Annotated in this window: 17 protein-coding genes and 1 pseudogene; 8 read left to right on the forward strand and 10 right to left on the reverse strand. The window is 66.5% G+C overall.

All coding sequences use genetic code 11. The features are described from left to right. Positions 1–121 precede the first annotated feature (121 nt). Positions 122–396: pseudogene (locus AB0C34_RS08595) on the forward strand (potassium transporter Kup); the annotation flags it as partial. A 131-nt stretch (positions 397–527) separates the two neighbouring features. Here the strand turns inward: AB0C34_RS08595 and AB0C34_RS08600 are convergent. Next, complete coding sequence (locus AB0C34_RS08600) at positions 528–1,673, reverse strand: GAF domain-containing protein (protein WP_357068977.1); 1,146 nt, start codon at positions 1,671–1,673, stop codon at positions 528–530. A gap of 329 nt (positions 1,674–2,002) precedes the next feature. Between AB0C34_RS08600 and AB0C34_RS08605 the strand changes: the two genes are divergently transcribed. Next, positions 2,003–2,806 (forward strand): alpha/beta hydrolase, encoded by an 804-nt coding sequence (locus AB0C34_RS08605; protein ID WP_357068979.1) that lies wholly within the window; start codon positions 2,003–2,005, stop codon positions 2,804–2,806. A 789-nt stretch (positions 2,807–3,595) separates the two neighbouring features. Here AB0C34_RS08605 and AB0C34_RS08610 read toward each other — a convergent pair. Then, on the reverse strand, positions 3,596–4,789 hold the full coding sequence (locus AB0C34_RS08610) for an NADH:flavin oxidoreductase (RefSeq protein WP_357068981.1): 1,194 nt from the start codon (positions 4,787–4,789) through the stop codon (positions 3,596–3,598). Positions 4,790–4,883: 94 nt separating this feature from the next. On the opposite strand from AB0C34_RS08610, the gene AB0C34_RS08615 reads away from it, so the two are divergent. Then, positions 4,884–5,651, forward strand: coding sequence for an SDR family NAD(P)-dependent oxidoreductase (locus AB0C34_RS08615; protein WP_357068982.1), 768 nt, complete (start codon positions 4,884–4,886; stop codon positions 5,649–5,651). Between the two features lie 1,050 nt (positions 5,652–6,701). Here AB0C34_RS08615 and AB0C34_RS08620 read toward each other — a convergent pair. Continuing rightward, complete coding sequence (locus tag AB0C34_RS08620) at positions 6,702–7,673, reverse strand: stage II sporulation protein M (protein WP_357068983.1); 972 nt, start codon at positions 7,671–7,673, stop codon at positions 6,702–6,704. A 42-nt stretch (positions 7,674–7,715) separates the two neighbouring features. On the opposite strand from AB0C34_RS08620, the gene AB0C34_RS08625 reads away from it, so the two are divergent. Further along, positions 7,716–8,525, forward strand: a complete 810-nt coding sequence (locus AB0C34_RS08625) for an RDD family protein (protein WP_357068984.1) — start codon at positions 7,716–7,718, stop codon at positions 8,523–8,525. A 99-nt stretch (positions 8,526–8,624) separates the two neighbouring features. Here AB0C34_RS08625 and AB0C34_RS08630 read toward each other — a convergent pair whose 3' ends face one another. The 5 genes from AB0C34_RS08630 to AB0C34_RS08650 all read right to left on the reverse strand — a co-directional run bounded on the left by AB0C34_RS08630 (position 8,625) and on the right by AB0C34_RS08650 (position 14,759). Then, entirely contained in the window at positions 8,625–9,926 is a 1,302-nt protein-coding gene (locus tag AB0C34_RS08630; protein WP_357068986.1) for a DUF58 domain-containing protein, read from the reverse strand. Next, entirely contained in the window at positions 9,923–10,906 is a 984-nt protein-coding gene (locus tag AB0C34_RS08635; RefSeq protein WP_357068988.1) for a MoxR family ATPase, read from the reverse strand. Before AB0C34_RS08635 ends, AB0C34_RS08630 begins: the two co-directional genes overlap by 4 nt. Before the next feature lie 67 nt (positions 10,907–10,973). Then, positions 10,974–12,077, reverse strand: coding sequence for a DUF4129 domain-containing protein (locus tag AB0C34_RS08640; RefSeq protein ID WP_357068990.1), 1,104 nt, complete (start codon positions 12,075–12,077; stop codon positions 10,974–10,976). 61 nt (positions 12,078–12,138) lie between these two features. Beyond that, entirely contained in the window at positions 12,139–13,011 is an 873-nt protein-coding gene (locus AB0C34_RS08645) for a hypothetical protein (RefSeq protein ID WP_357068992.1), read from the reverse strand. Between the two features lie 41 nt (positions 13,012–13,052). Next, a complete protein-coding gene (locus AB0C34_RS08650; RefSeq protein WP_357068994.1) occupies positions 13,053–14,759 on the reverse strand; it encodes a DUF4407 domain-containing protein in 1,707 nt (568 codons plus the stop codon). A 223-nt stretch (positions 14,760–14,982) separates the two neighbouring features. Between AB0C34_RS08650 and aroQ the strand changes: the two genes are divergently transcribed. The 4 genes from aroQ (at position 14,983) to AB0C34_RS08670 (ending at position 23,784) form a co-directional block, all read left to right on the forward strand. Further along, positions 14,983–15,558 carry a gamma subclass chorismate mutase AroQ gene (gene aroQ, locus AB0C34_RS08655; RefSeq protein WP_357068996.1) on the forward strand — a complete coding sequence of 192 codons (576 nt, stop codon included), beginning with the start codon at positions 14,983–14,985 and terminating at the stop codon, positions 15,556–15,558. A 740-nt stretch (positions 15,559–16,298) separates the two neighbouring features. Then, entirely contained in the window at positions 16,299–20,972 is a 4,674-nt protein-coding gene (gltB, locus tag AB0C34_RS08660; RefSeq protein WP_357068998.1) for a glutamate synthase large subunit, read from the forward strand. Between the two features lie 59 nt (positions 20,973–21,031). After that, positions 21,032–22,501 (forward strand): glutamate synthase subunit beta, encoded by a 1,470-nt coding sequence (locus AB0C34_RS08665; protein WP_357069000.1) that lies wholly within the window; start codon positions 21,032–21,034, stop codon positions 22,499–22,501. Positions 22,502–22,884: 383 nt separating this feature from the next. Then, positions 22,885–23,784 (forward strand): cutinase family protein, encoded by a 900-nt coding sequence (locus AB0C34_RS08670; protein ID WP_357069002.1) that lies wholly within the window; start codon positions 22,885–22,887, stop codon positions 23,782–23,784. 76 nt (positions 23,785–23,860) lie between these two features. Here AB0C34_RS08670 and AB0C34_RS08675 read toward each other — a convergent pair whose 3' ends face one another. Further along, positions 23,861–24,166, reverse strand: coding sequence for a hypothetical protein (locus tag AB0C34_RS08675; RefSeq protein WP_357069004.1), 306 nt, complete (start codon positions 24,164–24,166; stop codon positions 23,861–23,863). 115 nt (positions 24,167–24,281) lie between these two features. After that, the gene (locus AB0C34_RS08680) at positions 24,282–24,905 is read right to left on the reverse strand and encodes a histidine phosphatase family protein (RefSeq protein WP_357070069.1); all 624 of its coding nucleotides are present in this window, start codon (positions 24,903–24,905) and stop codon (positions 24,282–24,284) included. Positions 24,906–25,141: the final 236 nt, after the last annotated feature.

Here is a 25,141-nt window from a genome sequence, read left to right on the forward strand (position 1 = left end):
AGGGCATGCCCGAATGGCCGGAGGGAGTCACGCAGAACATGCGCCCACAATCGAACCCCGAGTTCCTCATCAGTAGGAGAAGGCAATGCGATCTGCGCCCCGATTGTGTCGCATTCGAGCCGGCATCATCCATGCGACAGCATATTTCGGGTACATGGCGACACCGAATATCCAGAACGCGTTGGGCCTGCTCGACCCCGCGTGCACCGAAGGCCCGTTGGGCGAGCGATGACGCCTCCTACTTCCTGTCGAAGATCGAACTGTGGAAGGGGGCGGCGCCGGGCCCCGTGGCGTAACCGCCTGTTCATCGCGACCTCGCACATCACAGCTGACGCCGCCGAGTACCTCGGCCTGCCCGGTGAGCGGACAGTCATCATGGGCGCGCGAATCGACGTCTGGGGGGGGAGCGGTCTGCCCACCGAACCGACTGAGCGCCACACTGTTCGGCTCGTGTGCCGGTCAGCGTTCGGCGCGGTGGCGCGGGAATCCGCTCGCGCGGTGGCTGATGTCAGCGCTGGTTGCGACTACTACATCGGACTGTCGTGCGTCGGTTGAATGTCCAGTCGTCTTCGTATCCTCCGCACACCAGGGGCTTGTGATCCTGGTAGCAGCGGGCCGGGGTATCTGCCATGTGGATCGCCCACAGCGCCCGTCTCGAGGTCTGCCGCCAATTCCTGGAAATCGGCACGAATCCGGCGGTCCAGGCGGTACGGGTCCGACGAGAGGCGGTATCCGAGAATTCGGCGTAGGCGAGCGAGCTCCGCGCGCACTGTCACTGCTTTTCCGTCGTTTCCGTACAGCTCTTCGGCCAAGGTCGCCGCGGTCAGTCCAGCAGGGTTGGCGAGCAGCAGCACCACCAGTTCACTGTGCCGGAGACTGAGTTCGTGGACGACCCCGTCCAACCACAGCACTGCGCGGTTACGGCCCAGCGCGCTCACGCGTGGGGCATGGTCGCCGGAACCGTTGTTCGGCAGGGCGTGCACGGAGAACGGTCCGCCTGGCGAAAGTCGTTCGACGACTACCCGACGTCCGTCAGGTAATCCGGTCTCGCCCTCGACCAGCGGTGCGGGCCACAGCGCAGGCAGCCAACCTGATGGCGCCGAATACAGCACCCGTCCCTCTTGCGAGATCAGAGCACCTTGGTGGCCGATTCGGTTGAGCACGCGGTCGAGGTAGCGGGTGAGTATCTCGGCATCGCGTTGCCTGGCGAGATCACGCAGATGCGCCTCCGCGAGGCGCGCCGCCGTCGTCACCAGCTGCAGCGCCAGTGAACTCGTGTTGCGGAGCTTGCAGGTGACATCGACCACACCGATCACAGCGCCACTGGCCGGGTCTCTGATCGGTGCCGCCGAGCAGGTGAAGTCCGCGGCGACCGACAGGTAGTGCTCGGTTCCGCGGACTTGGAAGGCTCTGCCGAGTGTCAGGGCGGTGCCGACACCATTGGTACCGGCCTCGGCTTCGTGCCAGCGTGCCCCCGGGACAAGATTTGCCCGTTCCGCCACATGTCGGGCCGCGGAATCACCCTGTACCCAGAGCAAGTGGCCGTCCGCGTCGCCACCGAACAACACGTGGCCCGGTTCGAACGCCGCGCTCTCCAGGTTCGCGAACAGTAGCGGCCACACCGAGGCCATCCGATGGTCTCTGCGCCAGGTCCGGACTTCGTCCTCGCTCAAACCGACATCGGGTAGATGTCGGTCCGGGTGCAGACCTCGACGTTGTGCACGATCCCACGAGGCGCGTACGTCCGCCCGGATCAAGTGTCTATGCTTTGTCACCAAGTGCGTCTGTTTCATGATATTCCGGTCGGCTCGGGAGGTCCCGCCGGTCGCCGCGCTAGGGCGTTCATGGCGTCGAACCAAGACTATGCACTTCGCCAGGGTTCTGACAACGTGTTCTGCTGCGCTGCAACGTTTATGCAACCCCTGCCCGGCGCCTTGGCCGCGCGACGGCAGGCAACGCATCGTGTGAGCGGAAGTCACTTCGCCCGAGCTGGAGGTCGTTGATGCCCTATCTGGAACTGCCGGATGGTGTGCCGATGTACTACGAAGATCACGGTGCCGGTCGTCCCGTCGTGCTTATTCACGGCTGGACGATGAACACCACTTTCTGGGCACAGAATGTGCCCGCCCTGTCCGAGGGAAATCGGGTGATCACTGTCGACCTCCGTGGTCACGGCGCCTCCGGGAAGACCGACGAGGGTCATACTCTCGCGCAGTACGCACGGGATATTCGTAGTCTGTTCCAGCATCTCTCGCTCGATGACGTGAGCCTGGTGGGCTGGTCGATGGGTACCGCGGTGATCCTCGCCTACATTCAACAGTTCGGGTGTGATCAGCTGCGGTCGGTGGCCTTCGTCGATCAGTCACCACGTTTCCTCGACGCGGCCGGGTGGGAGTTCCCGCTCCAGGGTGGCTACAGCCATGACGACCTCGCGATATTCGTGCAAGCGGTGAAGTACGCTCGCCCGTCGGTGGTCAAGCCGTTCATCGCCGCCTGTTTCGCCGAGACGCCACCCGACGAGGTGATCGACGCCGTGTACGCGGAGACGACGAAAATGTCGACATCGGCGGCCTGCGCCATTTGGTACGACATGGCCTTCGCGGACTACCGGCGGGTCCTGCCCGCCGTCACCGTGCCCGCACTGCTGGTCTACGGCGCGCAGAGCAAAATCTTCCCCGGTCCGCTCGACGAATGGCTTGCCGCGCAACTGCCGAGCGCGAAGGCGGTGCGGTTCGAGCACAGCGGTCACGTACCGTTCTTCGAGGAGCCGGAACGCTTCAACGAAGTTCTCGCCGAATTTCTCTGAGTTGTCCCTGAGCTGGGCCGGGCGTGCTGCCTTGCCCGGCTCGGTTATTCGAATGTTGTGGTATTCACCGTATTCCTTCGTGCTCGGTGTGTGGCGCCTCGATAATTCGGTCGAAACTGGGGTTCGTTGCTCCACGCGATCGAACGGAACGGTGAGAGGTTGATCCATCTCGGATGGCGCTGAAACGATTCCGTCGCCTCGGGCCGGGTCTGCCCGATCAGGTCGTTCGTATACCGTCCGCGGTACTGCACTGGCTTCCGCACTCCGATGACGCTGCCTTCAGTGCGGCTGGATCCGCTCATAGCGTCTCACCCACATCGACCTCCTCGCGGTTGTCGTGGTGGTCGGGCCGTAGATGGTTCGTGCTCGGCTGGGCCGACACGGCGAACTCTTGCCTAAAGCCTTGCAGTGGACCAAAACCGGGGAACGTGTGGTTGGTTCCGATGTACCCGCCTATTGTGCCCGGCTCGGGTCGAGGACGGCCTCCCGAGCTGGGCAGGACTTGACGCCGCTTCGGCAGGAGATGCGTTGGTCGGTTTTCGGGAGCCGCGGTACTCGGCGAGACATGAACGGCCGACTGACGCAGCCGCGAAGTCGAGCGATGACCTCGCTCAGACGTGACGCCGAACCGTTCGTTCGCGACTCGTGCTGCGCGACCACACGATCGATGCGCTCGGCGCCGCATCCCCGAGTGGTCGACTACGCCGAAGGCAGACATATCTTTCCCTCGGGTATATCTTTCCCGCGGGCGAGGGCAGGTCCGCTCCGTGCATTGATCCGCCTCGGTCACTACGACCTTGTGGCGTTCGCCGGGTTTGTCAGCACGCAGCGGGTCCCGCGATAGATCGTCGGCATGCACTGGTTGCAGTGCGTGCATAGCGAGGTGGCGTTGGCCTCGTCGCGTAGGCGGTGGACCAGATCCGGGTCGTGCAACAAGGCCCTGGCCATCGCGACGAATTCGAAGCCGTCGGCCATGGCGGTGTCGATGGCCGCACGGGAGGCGATCCCGCCCAATAGCACCAGCGGCAGGTCGAGTTCGGCACGGAACCGTCGTGCCTCGTCGAGCAGATAGGCGTCCCGATAGGGGTAGGAGCGCAGGAACCGCTTGCCGACCAGGCGGATGCCCCAGCGCTGTGGAAGGGGGAACGCCGCGGCGAACTCGCGCAGCGGTACGTCGCCGCGGAACAGGTACATCGGGTTGAGCAGTGAACTGCCGACGGTCAGTTCCATGGCGTCGAGGTTGCCGTCTTCGGCGAGCCATCGCGCGACCTCGAGGCTTTCGTCCAGCCCGAATCCGCCACGCACGCCATCGTCCATGTTGAACTTCGCCAGGACCGCGATCGTATCGCCGACCTCACCGCGCACGGCGTCGGCGGTCTGGCGGGCGAAGCGGGCGCGGTGGGCGAGCGAACCGCCGTACTGGTCCGAACGTTTGTTCAGCGCCGGGCTCAGGAACGAGCTGATCAGGTAGTTGTGCCCGAAATGGAGCTCGACGGCGTCGAACCCGGCCTCGACGGCCAGCCGCGCGGCGTTGGCATGCGCATCGGTGATGCGCCGGACGTCGGCATGCGTAGCCGCGTGGGTGAAGCGCATGTCGATCGGGTTGAAACGCTTTCCCGGTGCGAACGCGGGCACCCGATTGGAGGCCGCGTTCGCGACCGGGCCCGCGTGGCCGAGTTGCGCGGAGATCGCGGCCCCTTCGGCGTGCACCGCATCAGTGAGCCGTCGTAGGCCCGGGACTGCGTCGGGGCGCATCCAGATCTGGTGGCGGTCGGTACGACCCTCCGGAGCGACCGCGCAGTACGCGACCGTGGTCAGTCCGGCGCCGCCCGCGGCGACGGCGCGGTGGAACGCGATCAGCTCGTCGGTGACCAGCGCATCGGGTGTGCGTCCCTCGAACGTGGCCGCCTTGATGATCCGATTGCGGAGACGAACCGGTCCGAGCATGGCGGGCTGGAACGCGTCGGGCGGCTGGTGTGGCATAAATCCACACTAGAACCTGTATCAGTTCGGCGCGCTGGATCCGGTGCTACCGAAGTGCCTTGACTCGCAATGAGAACCTGTTCTAATTCTTTACATGCGCAGATTTGACGGCCGCCGTGTGGTGGTCACGGGAGCGGGCTCCGGCATCGGTCAGGGCATCGCCCTTCGGCTGCTCGACGAGGGGGCACAGCTGGTCGCCGCCGATATCGACGTGTCCGGGTTGGCGGCCACCGCGGAGAAGGCGGACGACGCGACCGGACGATTGCGGACGGTCGAGGTCAATGTCGCCGACCCGGCGTCGGTGACCGCGGCCGCCGCACAGGCGCAGGAATTCCTCGGCGGTATGGACGTGCTGGTGAACGCGGCGGGCATCCTGCGGCCCGCGCGCACCCACGAGATGCCGCTCGAGGTGTGGAACCAGGTGATCACGGTGAACCTCACCGGGACCTTCCTGATGACCCAGGCCGCGCTACCCGCGTTGCTGGACACCGGACACGGGGTGGTGGTCAACATCTCCTCGACCGCGGCCTTCAGTGCGGCGCCCTACCTCGCGGCCTATGCGGCATCCAAGGGTGGCGTGAACGCCTTCACGCACGCGATCGCATTGGAGTACGCGAAGCAGGGCCTGCGCGCGGTGAACATCCTTCCCGCCGGCATCACCAGCGGCATCACCACGAAGTCCATCCTCGACCAGCCGGAGGGTTTCGATCCGAAGTTGTTCTCCCGATTGACCGGCTGGCTCAACGGTGGCGCGCTCGGCAGCCCGGAGGACGTCGCCGGGGTGGTCGCCATGGTGGCCTCCGACGACGGCCGCTACATGACCGGAGCCGAGATCCGGGTCGACGGCGGCGCGCTGATGTAGGTACCCGGGCCGTGACCATGCCGATCGCCAGTCGGCCATTTGTGCGGACAACCCTGACGAGTTCGAGGCAGGTCGCGGCCGGTCAGCGCGGAACTCGACGCCGGCAGCCGTTGTCGCCTGTGACGCGGGCCGTTGGCAATCCCCGTGCCCTCACTCTCATAGAACCGACCGCCGTCGCGGCTACTCATCCCCGCCCGCCCCGCAGACGCTGCACCTAACGTCGAGAGTCGGCGCGAGTAGTCGAATGGTCGTCGACCGGTGCCGAATCGCCGCCATATGACTGCGTTGACAAGTCGGGGGAAGGGACGCTTGTCGCGGTCGTGAACCAGTGCCGCAGTGTCGATTTCGCGGGATCCGTCAGGGGAGGGGCTGCCGATGAGGCGAAGATCACACATCTGATTATGGTTGCGGTCGAGGTGCTGACGCGGCCCGTCGCCGCGGGGGGAGCATTGACCATTTTGCGACTGGTTATTCCGGAACTCGACAAGACGCAAGCATGGCAACGGTCGGCGCATCCGAGCATGTGTCTTGCTTATTACCCTGTAAACAAACCTAGGGTCTCTTTTTAGCACGCAACAATCAGCAATCAGTACCATCGGCAGATGAACTTGCAGGTGGATGGTCAAATCTGTGAACCATCGGGCGCTCTATGTAATGCTTGCAGCAAACGGAATGAGAAATGTGCGAGGTACTTCTGTGATCTCGCGAAGGGGGGCATCACGCGCCTATCAAGGAGCGTTATCCGACAGTCGAATCAGTGGCGAAGTCCGCCGCCCCGAGTTAGCTGACACCCCGCGGAACGCGGTGTTCGTTGTGGGTTGCTGGCTCGCTGCTTTATGTGCGTGACCTGCGCGGGGAGGGTTGCGTAGGGGTAACGATTGTGTACAGTTGACGGTAACGCTGGCCGCAGCTGAGCACGACTCGCTGCGGCCAGCGGAACTCAAGTGGGGGTCTTCGAAACCGATCCGTGATCCGGCGCAGCCGCCGACTATCCGGACCCGATAGCTGGTAGTTTGCCACTTGTTGGCTGTATGTCATCCGTAGTTCAGCCTATTGGCCCGTGGTAGCGCCGCCCTGCTGTTCCAGGACCGCGCGACGCCCTACCCCGAACACATAGACCAGGAACACCGCCTCGGCAGCGAACCCGATCGCGACGCGAATCGGCGCAGCAAGTGGACTCGGCGTCACGAAACCCTCGATGCAGCCACACAACAGCAACACCCCCACCAGTCCGAGCGCCACGGTCGCGGTAGCCCTGCCCTGCCTGGCGACTGCGTCCAATCGGCCGAGCCGACCCGGATCAATCAGTGTCCAACCCAGTTTCAACCCCGTGCCGCCCGCGACGAACACCGCCGTCAACTCCAGCGTGCCGTGCGGCAGGATGAATCCGAAAAACGAGCCCAGCCGACCGGCGTCGGCCATCAACCCCGCGGTGACGCCCACATTGAGGGCGTTCATGAACAGCAGAGACAGCGCGGGCAGGACCAGCACGCCGGTGAACAAGGCCATCGCCGCCACCCATGTGTTGTTCGTCCATACCTGCGCGGCGAACGCGCCCTGGGGATGCTCCGAGTAGTACGTCTCGAACGCGCCGCCGGGCCCGGTGAGGTACGCGTTGTCCGCGGGAATGCCGAGCACCGTACGCGCCGAATCGAACCGGTCCACCCAGACGGCCAAGCCGACCGACACCAGCAGAAAAACCACGGCTGTGCCGACCCACCACGGCCACGCCCGGTACAGGGCGGCAGGGAAGCGGTGCGTGCAGAAGCGGCCGATCTCCTGCCAGGTGTCCGCCCTGGTGCCGAGCACTCGGCCGCGGGCGCGGGCCAGCAGCGCGCTCAGACCGGCGATCAACTCCGGCTCGGGGCTGTGGGACTGCACCCGGGCAAGCTGCTGCGACGTGCGGCGGTACAGCATCACGAGTTCATCCGCCTCCGCGCCGGTCAGCTTGCTTCGCCTGGACAGATAGTCGAGCCGCTCCCAGGTCGCCCGGTGCGCCGAACTGTATACGTCCACGTCCATTCGGTTGCCTCCCATACCGCCGGTCGGAAGAATGCTATCGAGATGGCTGAATTCACAACCGGCGAAGCGGTGGCCCTCGAGCTGCCTATCGCGCGGATCCCGACCAGGGCCACCGCGTTTGTGATCGACGTGGTGGTGCAAGTCGTGCTCGGATTCGCCTGCGTGCTCGCCATCATGACCGTGCTGCGGCCTGCGCGGCTGGATTCGGCCTGGTTGGACGCGATGGTGCTGGTCACCATCGTCGGTGTCCTGGTCGGCTATCCGGTGACCTGTGAGACCGTATGGCGCGGACGAACTCTGGGTAAGTTGCTGCTCGGCCTACGCGTGGTGCGCGCCGATGGTGGACCGATCGACTTCCGGCACGCGCTTACCCGCGGCCTCACCGGCGCGATCGTCGACTTCTGGATGCTCGGCGGGTTCGGCGCCATCGCGGTGCTCACGTCGATCTGCTCGCCCACCGCGCGGCGAGTCGGCGACGTGCTCGCGGGCACCGTGGTCGTGCATGCGCAACGGGCGCTGCCGCCGCCCGCGCTCGCGGCTGCGCCCCCGTGGTTGACCGGCTGGAGCGCGCAACTCGACCTGTCCGGGTTGCCGGATGAGGTGGCGTTGACGGTGCGGCAGTACCTGACCCGGTTCCGTACGCTCACTCCCGCCACACAGCACCACTTGGGCACCGCTCTCGTAGCCGAGGTGTGCGGGCGGCTGGGAGTCGCGCCGCCGCCCGGCTATCCACCGCTGCACGTTCTCGGCGCGGTGATCGCCGAGCGGCAGCGTCGCGTACTGCCGTCGCCGATGTTCGTGCCGCCGATGCCGCGGACCAGACAGCCGGGCCCGGTTTCGGCTGCGATGTAGTCGGCGAACCCGCGCGGGATCAGCCACTTGTGGGGTGATCTGGGTACACGGCCCATCATCGCCCTCGGGCCGTTGTGGTGCGGCCGACCGACCGTGTAGCTACACAGCGCCGGACTGCTTCAACTCCAGGTATTCATCCGCGAGGGCCTCGGGCAGGCGCTCCGGCGGTGCGGCGATGACGGCGACCCCGCTGCGGCGCAGGGATTCCTGCACCACCGCGCGTTCAGCCAGCACGGATTCGGCGGCGGCGGCGAGGCCGAGGTCTGAGAGGGTATCGCGGCGGGCGGCGGCCGCCGCGACATCCGGGTCGGTGACCGAGACGATGAGGACCCGGTGGCGTTGCGCGAGGACAGGCAGCACCGGAAGCACGTTCTCCTCGACGGTGGCGCCGTCGAGACCGGTGAACCAGACGACCAGGCTGCGGCGTCTGGTCCGCTGGATGACGGCTCGCACCAGACCGGAACTGTCGGTATCGACGAGAGTCGGGGTGATCCCGGCCATCGCGTGCATCAGCTTCAGTTGCAGACCTTTTCCGCCGACGCCCCGCACCTCGGCCCGTGGTTGTCGATCGAAGGCGAGCAGGTCCACCGAGTCGCCCGCAGCGGCCGCGAGGGCACCGAGCAGGAGCGCCGCTTCGATACTCGCGTCGAGTCGGGTGCCCGCACCAACCCGGCCCGCGCTGACCCGCCCGGTCTCCAGCAGCAGCGCCACGTGCCGGTTGCGTTCCGGACGCCAGGTGCGAACCAGGACATCGGTGGCGCGGGCGGTGGCCCGCCAGTCGATGGCACGCACGTCGTCGCCCGCGACGTACTTGCGGAACGAGTCGAACTCGGTGCCCTGCCCGCGCCGATCGGCCAGGTTGCGGCCGTCGAGGTGGTGAAGCCGTCGGACTTTCGATCGCAACAGCCGTTCGCTGCGGAACGCCGGCAGCGCGCGCACTCGAGCGGGAACGCTGAACCTGGTTTGCCTGCCCGCCAGACCGAGCGGGCCGAGCAGGCGCACGGTGACCGGACCGGCCACCCGGTCGCCGCGGTAGGTCGGGTTGAGCGTGGTGTGAAACCGGGCCTGGGCTCCCGGCGCCAGATCCACCTGGTGCGGACGGGTTTGGGCGCGAGCGCTGTCGGGCCAGTCGTCCCACAGCGTTCCGCGCAACGTCCGGGTGCCCGTGTTCACCGCAACAAGTTCTACGCCGACGGAGCGTCCGAGCCGGACCGTGGTCAGCGACGCTCTGGACAACGCGAGGTCGGGTGCCTGGCCCGCCATACCGAGATCTATGCACAGTGCTGCGGCCAGCGCGCAGGTCAGCACGATGACGGCAAACCAGGACGGCAGGACCAGGGTGACGAGCAGTGCTGCCGCTGCCGCCGCGGCAGCGAGTCGACCGGTGACGACCACGGTCACACCGGAACCGGAACCGACAGCAGCAGCGCCGACAGCACACCCTCCGGGGTCACGCCGTCCAACTCCGCCTCCGGGCGCAGTTGCAGGCGATGGCGCAGCACCGCGACCGCCACCGCTTTCACGTCGTCCGGTGTGACGAACCCGCGGCCGTTCAGCCAGGCGAACGCACGTGATGCCGCCATGAGTGCGGTCGCCCCGCGGGTCGACGCACCGTGTAGCACGGCGGGGGAGGCGCGGGTGGCTCGGCATACGTCGACGGTGTAGGCCAGTACTTCTGGCGTGATCGTCACCCGCGTGAGGGCTGCGCGGGCTACGGCGATGTGGGCCGGGCCCGCCACAGGACGCAGCCCGGCAGCGGCCAGGTCGCGCGGATCGAAGCCCGCGGCGTGCCGCTGCAGAATGCGGAATTCGTCGTCGCGGCCAGGGAGGTGGATGTCGACCTTGAACAGGAATCGGTCCAACTGTGCCTCCGGCAGTGGATAGGTGCCCTCCTGCTCGATCGGATTCTGCGTGGCCACCACCACGAACGGATCCGGCAAGGACAGCGGCTTCCCATCCACCGAGACTTGTCGCTCCTCCATCGATTCCAGCAGCGACGACTGGGTTTTCGGTGGCGTGCGGTTGATCTCGTCGGCCAAGAGCAGGTTGGTGAACACCGGGCCGTGCCGGAAGGTGAACTCCGCGGAGTGCGTATCGTAGATCTGCGAACCGGTGACGTCGCCGGGCATCAGGTCCGGAGTGAACTGCACACGTGTGTGTTCCAGGTCCAGTGCGGTAGCGAGCGCTCGCACCAGCAGCGTCTTGGCAACACCTGGGACGCCTTCGAGCAGCACGTGCCCACGGCACAGCAGCGCGAGCATCAGGTACATGATCGCGGTGTCGTTGCCCACCACCGCCTTGCCGATCTCCGCGCGCAGAGCGTGGAACGCGGCGCCCGCCGCCTCGATCGTCGGGGTGTGGTTGGTCTCGGTGCCGGTCATCCGACCTCCTGTGTCTTGCGGGCGCTTGCGCGGCCCTTCGGTCGGGGCAATGCTGGGCGGGAGTGCCTCATCCGACCACCGATTCGATCCATTCGAGGTGCGCCGCGACCTTCCGGAGTGTCCCGGGGTCGGGAACCTGGCCGAACAGGACGGCCGCGATATGGTTCGGGTCGGCTCCGGTGTGCGCGGCGAGGACACTGACGACCTGGTCCGGCGGGGTGTCGGCGGTGACGCCGAGCGGAGTGCGGATACGGCGCAAGGTGGCTGCCCGCAACTTCGCGGCGACGTGATCGTGGTCCTTGGATCGCCGATACAGCGCCGCCTGCCCGGCGAGCAGCTCGTTCGCCGCGACCTCGACCGGGCGCGGCTCGCGCACCAGAGCGCCGCGCCGCCGCGCCCGCCACCACACCACCACCACGGCGGCGACCAGGAACTGCAACCCACCGAAGAAGACCGGCGCGGGCAGTCGCTCCCAGATCGGGTCGTCACCCGGGCCGAGGTTGGGGCGGCCGGGCGATGGGGCGTCGGGCAGATCCGAAGGCGGCTTCGGCGGCGGTGGCGGCGTCGTCGGCGCACTACAGGACTGCAGCGTGCCATAGAGCAGCAGCAGAACAATGGCTGCTGCGGCAACGCCCATCCAGAATCTGGGACTACGCAATAGCTTCGGCAGTGGTGGGAGCCGTCGTCTGATCCTTGGCCGTTTCGCCACCGCGTCGATCTCGGTGGGTTCCGGCGCCGGCGGCGGCGCGGCGGCGGAGAACCGGTCGGCGTATTCGAGCCTGCGGTATTCGTCCTCGGTGGCCCGACGTCCGCCATATACCACCTCATCGAAACTGTTCGCGGCGGGCCGCAATTCGGTGCCGACCTGAAGTGAGAGCGCGGTCGTCGCGTCATCAGCGGTTTCCCGCGCGGTCCGCGAGCGGCGTACCTCCAGTACGCCGCGCTGTTCGAGGCCGCGCAGCACCGCGCGGAAGCGTTCGCGCAGGGCGCTGTCGAAATCGCCGCGCTGCGCGGCAGATTCGGCGGCAGTCCGATGATCGGCGGCGACGCCGAGCCGAGGGGAGTCCGGTACCGGATCGCTCGTCGCCACTCTGATCGGCGCGACCTCCGCCGGTCCGCTGCCCTGCCGCACCACCGGGCGGCCCCGATCCGCTTCCGGATGCTCGCTCACCGAATCTCCTGATGCCCGCGGGATCCCCGCATCCGGTCGCTGCTCGGTGCGTGATGGTGTCTCATCGCACCTCCCGCCCGGGGATGCGAATGTCCAAACCCTCTCTGCGGCAGCGGCGATCGATGTAGCTGACGACGCGCGAGGACGCCTCGACCACCTCACCGCCCGCGCTGAGCAACAGCACGGCTCCGGTGGTCAGCACGATCACCGGCCACCGATGGGTACCTGTGATATCCGCGAGGAACCAGGGGATACCGAGTAGCGGGACCGCGAGCAGTCCGAACAGCGCACGTTGGGTTATCCATAGTCCCGCGGTCGGCCAGTCCGCGCCCTCGACGAGCAGTCTCGAACGAGCGACGGCCCCGAGGTGGGAGGTTTGCTCGACCAACAGCACCGGAACGGCGACCCAGCGGCGCGCCCGCAGCCAGCCCAGCCAGAGCAAGGCCAGCGGCAGTGTGACGATCAGCATGCCGCACACCACGATCACACCAACACCTGCCAGCGTGAACAGCAGCTGGAACATCAACAGTGCGCCGAACCTCGCACCGAACCGCCCCAGCGCGGTGCGCCAGCCGATCGACGTGCCTGTGACGGTCGCGAGCCCGATTGTCACGGTCGCCCCGCGCAGCACGAAACGCAGCAACCATGCGCAGGCAGCGGTCGACAGGATCGCTGCCCACGCGGTGCCCGCGTCCGAGCCGTCGGTCAGCACGGAGACGCCCGCTGTCACCGCGACGACCACGGCCTCGGTGGCGAGTACGCACGCGACGACCAGCCCGGCGAGGACGCGAATGTTCGCCTGGATCAACGCGAACGGCACGTCGAGCAGTTCACGGAAGGTCAGCGGTCGGATCGGCACCGTCGTTCCAGGCGACCCTGGCACCGGATCTATTCCCGCCCCGACGGCACCGGCCGGATCGGCGGCTGGTGACACAGACCGAGTCTAACCGTCAGCGCTCGCGCGGGCGGTCCACCTCAGCGGCCGGTAGGCAGCTCGCGGGACAGGGTATCCGGCGGTTCGGAGTGCGGACGGTCGAAGAGTCCTTTCCCGCGCACGCCGGTAGGCAGCCCGTAACCCGCCGCACCGGTAGGCGGGAGGCAGGAGTGCCGGCGGGCGGGCGCAGCGGGGTGGTCGGCGTCGACGACCGCCGAGGCGATGCGTTGAGCGTGAACGACTTCGGGTGCCTTCTGGCGGAGGTGGTAGCCGACCGGAGCGGCTATGGCCTGACCGTGCGAGCCCTGCTCTTCGACAGTGACCTTGTGCGTGCGGCGCAGGGTGAGGGTGATCTCCTCGGCCTCCTCGAATGCCTGCCGCGCGGTGCGCAACGGGTGCGTCGCGGTGTCGATCGCGGTGGCGACGAACGACGGGACCAGCGGTCGGAGGAAACGCGCCGCGGTGTCGGTGAACGGCACGGTGCCGATCAGCGGGAGTTCCAGGCCGCCGGTCTCGGACCCGGCAGACGTCCGCGTGCCGCTGCTGGGGACGGGAAGGTTCGGCGGCGCGATCCGCTCGTCGGGTATGGGGCTGACTTGTCGGTCATCGGCCGAGGCGGCGGGAAGTTCGGGGCGGCTCGGCGGCTCGGTGATACCGATCTCGATGCCGCCGATGGCCGCGATGATCCGGGTGCGCTGTCGTTCCCGGTCGATAGCGGCATCGGCCGCCGCGGCCAGGCGGGCGGCGGTGAGGTGCTGTTCGGCGCGCAGGGTCTCGGCCTCGGTGCGAACCTCGGCTTGTTTCACCGCGATCGCCGCATCGGCCGTGCGCTCGGCGCGGTCGTGCACAGTGCGTGCCATGTTGTGCCGGTCGAACGAGGTCTCACCTCGCCACCAGCGCAGCACCAGCGGCAGCAGGGCGAACACGACGAACGCGGCGATGGTCAAAATGCGCAGCGCGAGTGAGTCACGCACCGTGTAGTCGTTCATCGCCTGCCAGTGCGCGCCGAGCCCACGGTCGGCCTCGTCGAAGGCGGCGGTCCGTGCGGTCGCGACGGCACGCTCTTTGTCGGTAGTCCGTCGGTCGGCCGCGTCCACCCGGTTCTGGGCCGCGGCGAGTTGCTTGCGGGCGTCATCGAGTATGCCGTCGGCGGTCTGTGCGGCAGGGCCGCGTCCAGGGATGCCGGTGATCCTGGTCTGCGGGCACTCCGGGGTCGGGCGGTACTCGCAGCGGGCGATCACCAGCGCGCGGTCGATATCGGCTTGCGCTTTGCTGATCGACTGCTCCAGCGCGGTCCGGTCGGCCTTCGCCCGGTCCAGTTCGACCTGCGTCGCGATGACCTGTGCCGCCGAACCGACCGAGCGTTGGGCCTTTTCGTCCAGGATCCGATCGACGGTGGCGCCGAAGAGCACGACCGCGGCCAGTTCGCCGATCAATCCGCCCGCCAGCACCGCGATCGCGATCCGCGCGATCATCCCGAGTCGATCCGGACCTCCGCTCTGGCGTGCGGTCGCGAGCGCCCGCGCGAGGGCACCGGTCAGTGCCGCGACGGTGAGGGCCACGACGAGGGCGGGCCAGCGCGGCCAGGTTTCGGTCGACGTGAGAGCGAGGGCGGTGACCGCGCCGGAGACCGTCGCGAACAGCGCGGCGACCGCACCGGCGAGGGCATATCCAGCACGCTCATGGCGGTCGGTGATAGCGCTGGCCCGACCCCCGCCGAGCCAGGTGAACAAGCCGGTGACGGTCATCGGAATGCACATCCTCTACGTCCCGGCCGCTCCCCGGGGTCGGCGAAACTGTCACGGATCTGTTGTGACAGCGTGGCAGGCTGGGACCCGACACACCGAGCAGAGGCGGTCGGATGTGTTGAGGCTCACAGATTGCCGCATATCGCGCGTCGTGCGGTGGCCGAATGTGCCTACTCCGGCGCGATGATTCGGTTCCGCGCCGCCGATCCCAGGAGGTTTCGACATGCGCAGAGTCTTGCTGGTGATCTGCTCCGCGGTGCTGGTGCTGTGTCCGGCCATCGCGAACGCAACCCCGGACGATGAGTCGCTCGACCGGCTGATCGCGCTCGTGGTCGAGCGGCTGGACACCGGCGATGTCGTGGCCGCGGCGAAGTGGGCGGCGGCGACGGCCCGCGATACCGAGCCGACCGTTGACGATCCATCCCGCGAGGCCGAGGTCTATGACGCGATGGCCCGGCTGGGCCGGGAGCGTGGGCTGCCGGTGGACTGGGTTCGGGAGGTGTTCGCCGGACAGATCGAGGCGAACAAGACGGTGCAGCGCGGGCTGATGACGCGCTGGCGATTCGATCCCGCCGCCGTTCCGCACGCGCCCGCTGATCTGGTGTCCGTCCGGCCGAGGATCGACCGAATGAACGAGGAGATCGTCGAACAGTTGGCCGCGCAGCGGAACACTCTGACCGGGCCGCGATGCATGGAACGGCTGGCGCACAGCGTTTTCGGCGTATTCACGGCGGCCCGGAGCGATGCGTTGCACCACACCGCGCTGGTCCGAGCCGCGGTACCGCTCTGCTCGGCGTAGGTGCTCCGGCTACGCGAACCGTCTGTCTGGGCCAATTCCGCGCCCGACGTGACCAACGCCACTTCATCGTTATTTGCTGATTGTGTGCTAAATGCCACAACGGACAAAAGAGGCCGGACGGTCGGATCGCATTATCTGCCTGTCACGCCGCTGCTCGAAATATCTTGTCGGGGGCGCGCCAAGTTAGCCGTCGCCGATTGGTTTGCCGCCGCGCAGGCCGGGGAAATCTATCCCGATGCAGGTGAGGGCGGTTTCCCGGCTTTTCTGCGAGGTGCTGGGCGCTGCCGCGCGCCAGGGTTCTCGAGCTGGCATCGAGTGCCACAGGGATCGATCGCGTGGTACTCGCTGCTTTACACTGGACGACGCGCACACGTGGAGGACCCAATGAAGAAGCCCAGCTAGACCAGGTTATTAGGAAAGCCTGAATTGGTTGGGCTTCAGACCTGACTTATCGTTTGCTCTGACGCCGGACACAGAATGACCGGCTACATCTCCCGCTCGGACAGCCCCAGCCGGTGCCCAGCCTAGCGGGCAAGGCCACCTGCTGAGGTAAGGATCTTGTTAGGGATCCGTTACCGACGAGTACCCCAACGTCACAGCAGCGGGTGGAACAACTGCAGACCTGACTGCATGCCGAAGACCATCAGCGCGGCTGGCTTCGGAACGTACGGGCGCTTGTACAGAGGCGTTCGACGAAAGGCCGTTTTTCTTCGAAGGCCGACTTTCTTGAAGGCAGAGGCATGACGCAACTACCTGGCCACGGGTCTCCCGGACCCATCGGGCTCTACGACCCGGCGAACGAGCACGACGCCTGCGGCGTCGCATTCGTCGTCGACATGCACGGCCGCCGCAGCCGCGACATCGTCGACAAGGCTATTACGGCTCTGTTGAATCTGGAGCATCGTGGTGCCGCGGGCGCCGAACCCAACAGCGGTGACGGTGCGGGCATCCTCATCCAGATTCCGGACCGCTTCTTCCGCGCCATCGTGGACTTCGCATTGCCGCCGGAAGGTTCCTACGCCTCCGGTATCGCTTTCCTGCCGCCGGCTCGTCGCGAAGCCGCGCGCGCCGCCTACGGCGTGGAGAAGATCGTCAAAGAAGAGGGCCTCGAGGTCATCGGCTGGCGTGACGTGCCGATCGACGAATCGTCGCTCGGCGCCCTCGCGCGGGACGCCATGCCGAGCTTCCGACAGATCTTCATCGCCTCGCCGACGAGCGCTGCCGAGCCGTTGACGGGGATGGATCTGGAGCGTCGCGCCTATGTCGTACGCAAACGGGTCGAGCACGAACTCGGGTCGGCCGGTGCTGGTGAGGGACCGGTCGGCAAGGAGTCGGTGTACTTCCCGAGTTTGTCCGGGCAGACCTTCGTCTACAAGGGCATGTTCACCACGCCACAACTGCGCGCGTTTTATCTGGACCTGCAGGATTCCCGGGTGGAGAGCGCCCTGGGTATCGTGCACTCCCGGTTCTCCACCAATACCTTCCCGTCGTGGCCGTTGGCGCACCCGTTCCGCCGCATCGCGCACAACGGTGAGATCAACACCGTCACCGGCAACGAGAACTGGATGCGCGCCAGGGAAGCGCTGCTGAACAGCGACGTCTTCGGGATCGACTCCGCGGGCAAGAACCGGCTGGAGAAGATTTTCCCCGTCTGCACCCCGGGAGCGAGCGATACCGCCCGTTTCGACGAGGTACTGGAACTGCTGCATCTCGGTGGCCGCAGCTTGCCCCACGCCGTGCTGATGATGATTCCCGAGGCGTGGGAACGCAACGACACCATGGACCAGCAGCGGCGGGCCTTTTACGAGTACCACTCGATGCTGATGGAGCCGTGGGACGGCCCGGCATCGGTGTGCTTCACCGACGGCACCGTTGTCGGCGCGGTCCTCGACCGCAATGGTCTGCGTCCCAGTCGCATCTGGGTGACCGATGACGGTCTGGTCGTGATGGCCTCCGAAGTCGGTGTACTGGACATCGACCCGTCCAAGGTGGTCAAGAAGGCCCGGTTACAGCCGGGCCGGATGTTCCTCGTGGACACCGCGCAGGGCCGGATCGTCGGCGATGAGGAGATCAAGACGGCACTCGCCGCCGAGCAGCCGTACCAGCAATGGCTGGACGCGGGCGTCTCCAGGCTGGCCGACCTGCCCGACCGTCCGCATGTGCACATGTCGCACGACCGCGTACTGATCCGTCAGCAGATCTTCGGTTACACCACCGAGGAGCTGAACCTACTGATCTCGCCGATGGCCAAGACCGGAGGTGAGGCGCTCGGTTCGATGGGCACCGACACCCCGATCGCGGTGCTGTCCGCCCGCCCGCGCCTGTTGTTCGACTACTTCTCCCAGCTGTTCGCGCAGGTCACCAACCCGCCGTTGGACGCGATCCGGGAAGAGGTCGTGACCAGCCTGAAGCGCAACATCGGCCCGGAGGCCGATCTGCTGCACCCCGGTCCGGAATCCTGTCATCAGATCGCGCTGGAGGGTCCGATCCTGGACAACGACGAGCTGGCCAAGCTCGTGCACATCAACGACGACGGCTCGCACCCCGAGTTGCGCTCGGTCGTGATGCGCGGACTGTATCCGGTCCGAAAGGGCGGCAAGGGCCTGCGCAAGGCGCTCGAGGCGATCAACATCCAGGTGTCGGCCGCCATCGACGGCGGAGCGCGGATCATCGTGCTGTCCGACCGCGAATCCAACGAGAAGCTCGCGCCCATCCCCTCGCTGTTGCTGACCTCGTCGGTGCACCACCATCTGGTGCGTGAGCGCACCCGCACCAAGGTCGGCCTGGTCGTGGAGGCCGGTGACGCCCGCGAGGTGCACCATATGGCGACCCTGGTCGGCTTCGGAGCGGCCGCGATCAACCCGTACATGGCCTTCGAGACCATCGAGGACATGCTCGAGCGCGGCGCGCTCGAACTGCCGGGCAGCACCGGCGGGCAGCAGTGCAGTTCCGACGATCTGCGCGCCGACTACCGCAAGGCGGTCGCGAACTACAACAAGGCGGCGGGCAAGGGCGTACTGAAAGTGATGTCCAAGATGGGCATCTCGACTCTGGCCTCCTACAACGGTGCCCAGCTGTTCCAGGTGATCGGTCTGTCGCAGGACCTGGTGGACGAGTACTTCACCGGCCTGCGCTCGCATCTGGACGGCATCGATCTCGACGACATCGCTGCCGACGTCGCCGCGCGGCACGAGATCGCTTTCCTGGAGAACCGCAACGAGCGCGCGCACCGCGAGCTCGAGGTCGGCGGTGAATACCAATGGCGACGCGAGGGCGAATACCACCTGTTCAATCCGGATACGGTATTCAAACTGCAACACGCCACCCGGTCGGGCCAGTACTCGATCTTCAAGGAGTACACCAAACTGGTCGACGATCAGTCCGAGCGGCTCGCCGCGCTGCGCGGGCTCTTCAAATTCAAGAGCAAGGCGCGCACCCCGATTTCGATCGACGAAGTCGAGCCCGCCTCCGAAATCGTCAAGCGGTTCTCCACCGGCGCGATGAGTTACGGCTCCATCTCGGCCGAAGCGCACGAGACCCTCGCGATCGCGATGAACCGTCTCGGCGGACGGTCGAACTCGGGCGAGGGCGGTGAATCGCCCGCGCGCTTCGAGCCGGAGGAGAACGGCGACTGGCGGCGCAGTGCGGTCAAGCAGGTGGCCTCCGGCCGCTTCGGCGTGACCGCGCACTACCTGACCAACTGCACCGACATCCAGATCAAGATGGCGCAAGGGGCGAAGCCCGGTGAGGGCGGCCAGCTTCCCGCGCACAAGGTGTACCCGTGGGTCGCCGAGGTGCGGCACTCGACGCCGGGCGTCGGCCTGATCTCGCCACCGCCGCACCACGACATCTACTCGATCGAGGATCTGGCGCAGCTGATCCACGACCTGAAGAACGCGAACCCGCAGGCGCGGATTCATGTGAAGCTGGTCGCGGAACCGGGTGTCGGCACCGTCGCCGCGGGCGTCTCGAAGGCGCACGCCGACGTCGTGTTGATCTCGGGCCACGATGGCGGCACCGGTGCGTCGCCGCTGACCTCGCTGAAGCACGCGGGCGGTCCCTGGGAGCTCGGCTTGGCCGAGACCCAGCAGACATTGCTGCTCAACGGTCTTCGCGACCGCATCGTGGTGCAGGTCGACGGCCAGATGAAGACTGGTCGCGACGTGATGATCGCGGCGCTGCTCGGTGCCGAGGAGTACGGTTTCGCGACCGCGCCGCTGGTGGTCTCGGGCTGTATCATGATGCGTGTCTGCCACCTGGACACCTGCCCCGTCGGAGTCGCGACGCAGAACCCGGTGCTGCGGGACCGCTTCACCGGTAAGCCGGAATTCGTCGAGAACTTCTTCCTGTTCATCGCCGAAGAAGTCAGGGAATTGCTGGCGCAACTCGGCTTCCGCACGTTGGACGAGGCCATCGGCCGGGTCGACCTGCTCGACACCAACCGAGCCAAGCAACACTGGAAGGCGAGCAAACTGGACCTGTCGCCGATCCTCGACAACGTCGAGACGGCATTCATGTACCAGGATCTTCGGTGCACCAAGCCGCAGGACCACGCCCTGGACAAGGCGCTGGACCAGCAGCTGATCTCGCAGAGTCGCGACGCGCTCGACCGCGGTCGGACGGTGAAGTTCGAGACCAAGATCACGAACGTGAATCGCACCGTCGGCACCATGCTCGGCCACGAGGTGACCAAACTCTACGGCGGCGCCGGCTTGCCGGACGACACCATCGACATCACCTTCACCGGCTCGGCGGGTAACAGCTTCGGTGCCTTCGTGCCCGCGGGCATCACGTTGCGGGTGCAGGGTGACGCGAACGACTATGTCGGCAAGGGTCTGTCCGGCGGCCACCTTGTGGTGCGTCCGTCGCTGAACGCGCCCGCGGAGTTCCGCGCGGAGCAGAACATCATCGCGGGCAACGTGATCCTGTTCGGCGCTACCAGTGGAGAGGCGTTCCTCGGCGGTGTGGTCGGCGAGCGGTTCGCGGTGCGCAACTCCGGCGCCACCGCAGTCGTCGAGGGCGTCGGTGACCACGGTTGTGAGTACATGACCGGTGGTCGGGTGGTCATTCTCGGCGAGACCGGCCGCAACTTCGGCGCCGGGATGTCCGGTGGTGTCGCGTTCGTCTTCGACCCGCACAGCACCTTCGAGGCAAAACTCAATCCCGAGCAGGCCGACGCGATCGAGCAGCTGTCCGGTGACGATTTCACCTGGCTGCGCGACATCATCACCCAGCACCGGGACCAGACGGGTTCCGCTGTCGCCGATCGCATTCTCAGCGATTGGTCGCAGCAGGTGAACCACTTCGTCAAGGTCATGCCGCGCGAATACAAGAAGGTTTTGCTCGCCATCTCCGAAGCCGAGAAGAGCGGCAAGGACGTGGATGAGGCGATCATGGAGGCGGCCCGTGGCTGACGTGACACGCGTTCGAGAGCTGAGTTCGATGTTGAGAGGCGAGAGTTCGGAGGCCGCACGTGGCTGACCCCCAGGGATTTCTGAAGCACACCGCACGGGAGCTTCCCAAGCGGCGGCCGGTGCCGTTGCGTCTGATGGACTGGCGAGAGGTCTATGAGGAGAATTTCTCCCATCAGACCCTGCAGAACCAGGCGAGTCGGTGTATGGACTGCGGTATCCCGTTCTGTCACAACGGCTGTCCGCTGGGGAACCTGATTCCCGAGTGGAACGACCTGGTCTACAAGGATCGCTGGCGGGAGGGTATCGACCGTCTGCACGCGACCAACAACTTCCCGGAGTTCACCGGGCGGCTGTGCCCCGCCCCGTGTGAGGCGTCCTGTGTGCTCGGCATCAATCAGGATCCGGTCACGATCAAGCAAGTCGAGATCGAGATCATCGAGAATGCCTTCAACGAAGGGTGGGTGACTCCGGTCTACCCGACCCGCCTCACCGGCAAGAAGGTCGCCATCGTTGGTTCCGGACCGGCCGGTCTGGCCGCCGCGCAGCAGCTGACCCGCGCCGGGCACACCGTGACCGTCTTCGAGCGGGCCGACCGTATCGGTGGTCTGCTCCGCTACGGGATCCCGGAATTCAAGATGGAGAAGCGCTTCATCGATCGTCGGGTCGCGCAGATGAAGGCCGAGGGCACTATCTTCAAGACCGGTGTCAATGTCGGCATGGACATCACCGCCGAGCAGTTGCGCGAGCAATTCGACGCGATCGTGCTGGCCGGCGGCGCCACCCTGGCGCGTGATCTGCCGATCCCGGGTCGCGACCTGGACGGCATCCATCAGGCGATGGAGTTCCTGCCGTGGGCCAACCGGGTGCAGCTCGGCGATGAGGTCACCGATGCCGACGGGCTGCCACCCGTACACGCGAAAGGAAAAAAGGTCGTCATCATCGGCGGTGGCGACACCGGCGCGGACTGCCTTGGCACCTCGCACCGCCAAGGCGCCGAGAGCATCCACCAGTTCGAGATCATGCCGCGTCCGCCGCAGGAGCGCGCCGCCTCGACCCCGTGGCCGACGTACCCGCTGATATATCGGGTCTCCTCGGCGCATGAGGAGGGCGGTGAGCGGGTGTTCTCGGTGAACACCGAGCGGTTCGTCGGCAAGGACGGCAAGGTGGCCGGCCTGGAAGCACACGAGGTCACGATGGTCAACGGCCGCTTCGAGAAGGTTGAAGGCACCGACTTCACCCTCGAGGCCGATCTGGTTCTGTTGGCGATGGGCTTTGTCGGCCCGGATAAGCCGGGCCTGCTCACCGATCTCGGCGTCGGCTACGATCAGCGCGGCAATGTCCAGCGCGACAAGAACTGGGCGACCAACATCCCCGGCGTCTTCGTCGCGGGCGATATCGGTCGCGGCCAGTCCCTCATCGTCTGGGCCATCGCGGAAGGCCGCGCCGCGGCCGCGGGCGTCGACCGGTACCTGGAAGGCGAGACCGCCCTCCCGTCGCCGATCACGCCTACCATGGTCGCCCAGCGCTAGACCTCTCTTACCGGAGCGGAAACAAAGGCGCCTGTGGACAGTTTGTCCACAGGCGCCTTTGTTGGTGTAAACGAATCGCGCGCCGAACGATCTCGTTCGAACGTGATTCATGTCATGCCGCGACCGTGACGGCGTGGTCGAGGGATGGCCGGACCCCAGGGACTTCGACGAGTCGGTGTGTTCGAATGGCATCGCGGCGGTTGTGGCCTTATTGTGATCTTCGGCGTGCCACTGAGTTTTCGATGTGGTTTTGAAGTGCACGTCATACCGGTTTGGGTGGCTCTGTTCACCCGGCGTGCACTGGAAAGACATCCGTCGCGTACAGCATTGACGCGGCAACTCGGCGGGACGTTCAACGAGGGCGAAGTTTGGACTGGAGCGGTATGCAGTGGAAGAAGGTCGTCGCGGGTCTCGGTGCCTCCGCGGCAATGATGTCCGGCATGGTTTTCGGCAGCGGTTCGGTCAATGCGGCCCCCGGATGCCCGAGCCTATATGTAGTGGCGATTCCGGGCACCTGGGAGACCGGGCACGACAAGTCGCCGGGTCCCGGCATGTTGGCCGGCGTGACCAGAGGTCTGCCTTCCTCCGCGGACGTCGATTACGTGACCTACGCCGCGACCGCCTTCCCTTGGGAAGGTGAGGTTTACGGCAACTCGAAGAAAGAGGCCGTCGACAACGCGCGCGGTCTGATCGCGGACATGGCGCAGCGGTGCGGTGCGACAAAGATCGCGCTCGTCGGTTACAGCCAGGGCGCGGACGCCGCTGGCGACCTCGCGGCGGAGATCGGCACCGGCCTCAGTGTGGTGGCGCCGGACCGGATCGCCGGCGTCGGCCTGATCTCCGACCCGCGCCGTTCGCCCACCGATATCCAGATCGGTGCGGCCGCGCCCGGCGCAGGCGCGGGTGGCCCGCGCATCGGCGGGTTCGGCTGGATCAGTGATCGCACTCGCACCATCTGCGCACTCGATGACCTCTACTGCGCGACCGCGACGGACGACTTCGTCACCCGGTTCGCCGGTTTCCTCGCCCAGACATCGGAGGCCAACCCGGCCAACTTGTGGCGCTACCAGATCGAGGCAGGCAACATCATCGGCGACCTGATGGCCTTCGGTGGTGTCCCGGCACTACAGGCGCAGCTGACCGATTCGGCGAACGAGCAGCGGGCCAAGGACCTCGAGCGCTTCTACAAGTCGCAAGCGCACACGCTCTACGGCAGCTACCCGGTCGGCGGTGGCCAGACCGCCATCTCCTGGATGCACAACTGGATCGCGGGCATGGCCTGATCCACCACTGACCCAAGGCCCACCTCCGGAAGGACACTCGGAGGTGGGCCTTCGGTTTTCCAGCAAGTTGGGTGGATTAGCCGGATCCGGTCGGCGGCAACAGCGGAAACTGCGGGAACTGGGCAGGACCACCCGGGCCAGGGTGATGACCTGGGCCTCGGTGCCAGCCGCCGTCCCCCCGGTGATGCCGGTGGTGCCAGTCGAGGCCCGGCTGCCGAGCATCGATGGGCGCCGCCTGCACCTCGACCGCGGTGCCGGAGGTTACCGGGGCCTCGGCGGACGCGGTCGCCGCGAGCGCGGCCAGTGGTACAGCGACCAGCGCACCGGCCAAGGTAACCCGGGCGAGGCGCCGCGTCGGTGTCGTGTTTTTGGAGCGCAACACGAAATTCCTTTCTCTCGAACCGTGAGCACCAGGTGTGGCGGCTCACGAGTCCATCGAAGATTCCGTGACTGGGACCGCGGTGCGATGCGACTGGCAATAGGCTGGGAGCGTCCGTTCAGCGGTCTGCGCCGCCCACGATGTTGCGCGGCAACAGATCCCACACGTGGCCGTTCTCGTTGACCGTCGCCGCCGTCCGACGCCCGGTGCGGGAGAACAGGATGCGGGTGATCGAGCAGTAGTCGATGGGGAAAGTCAGCGGCCGTTCCAGTCCGAGCACGTCTTGGAGCAGCACGTTGACCACGCCGCCGTGCGCGAAGGCGACTACGGTGTCCGCGGGATCGGTGACCGCCGCGATTTCGGTGATCGTGTCCAACACCCGGGTCTTGAATGCTTCGCCGTCGATCTGCGATGGGAGGTACCCCGCTTTGATCCGGTCGTAGGCTTCCCGGAACTCGACCTTGGCGTCTTCGATCGGGATATAGGCGGGCAGGTCGCGATCGTATTCGGCGAGGTCGGCGACGATCTCGACCTCGAGCCCGAGTTTCGCGGCGGTCGGCGCCGCGGTCTCGCGCGCCCGCCGCTGCGGGCTGCTCAACACTCGGGAGATCCGATGATGACTCAGTACAGCGGGTACCCGGTCCGCCTGTTCCAGTCCTACCGGCGCCAGTTCGGGGTCAGCAGGACCCTCCGAGGTCAGCATTCGGACCGGCTGGGCATGACGAACGAGGATCAACTGCACACGCCCACTCTGCCGCACGGTCGCGATCGGTTCCATCCGGGTCGGCACGCTCCGCACATCGGTGCTGCGAGTGCGCACGTCGACGCCCTCGACGATGATCTGCTGCTCGAGGAGTCGGCGGGGTCGAGCGCACCACACTGTGGTGGACGCCGCCGCCAGACACCGCGGCGGTGAGTCGCGTCTCTCTCAGTGCGCGGGGCCGTTTCGAGTCGATCCCATGCGGCCCGGCCAAGTAC

This window comes from Nocardia sp. NPDC049220, assembly GCF_040647855.1.
In the GTDB taxonomy this organism is placed as follows: domain Bacteria; phylum Actinomycetota; class Actinomycetes; order Mycobacteriales; family Mycobacteriaceae; genus Nocardia.

Bases quoted from the DNA above. Each gene is read 5' to 3' on its own strand.
- aroQ (WP_357068996.1), top strand. From the start codon at position 14,983: ATGCGCAGAGTCTTGCTGGTGATCTGCTCCGCGGTGCTGGTGCTGTGT.
- AB0C34_RS08625 (WP_357068984.1), top strand. From the start codon at position 7,716: ATGGCTGAATTCACAACCGGCGAAGCGGTGGCCCTCGAGCTGCCTATC.
- AB0C34_RS08670 (WP_357069002.1), top strand. From the start codon at position 22,885: ATGCAGTGGAAGAAGGTCGTCGCGGGTCTCGGTGCCTCCGCGGCAATG.
- AB0C34_RS08615 (WP_357068982.1), top strand. From the start codon at position 4,884: ATGCGCAGATTTGACGGCCGCCGTGTGGTGGTCACGGGAGCGGGCTCC.
- AB0C34_RS08610 (WP_357068981.1), bottom strand. From the start codon at position 4,789: ATGCCACACCAGCCGCCCGACGCGTTCCAGCCCGCCATGCTCGGACCG.
- AB0C34_RS08620 (WP_357068983.1), bottom strand. From the start codon at position 7,673: ATGGACGTGGACGTATACAGTTCGGCGCACCGGGCGACCTGGGAGCGG.
- gltB (WP_357068998.1), top strand. From the start codon at position 16,299: ATGACGCAACTACCTGGCCACGGGTCTCCCGGACCCATCGGGCTCTAC.
- AB0C34_RS08605 (WP_357068979.1), top strand. From the start codon at position 2,003: ATGCCCTATCTGGAACTGCCGGATGGTGTGCCGATGTACTACGAAGAT.
- AB0C34_RS08635 (WP_357068988.1), bottom strand. From the start codon at position 10,906: ATGACCGGCACCGAGACCAACCACACCCCGACGATCGAGGCGGCGGGC.
- AB0C34_RS08650 (WP_357068994.1), bottom strand. From the start codon at position 14,759: ATGACCGTCACCGGCTTGTTCACCTGGCTCGGCGGGGGTCGGGCCAGC.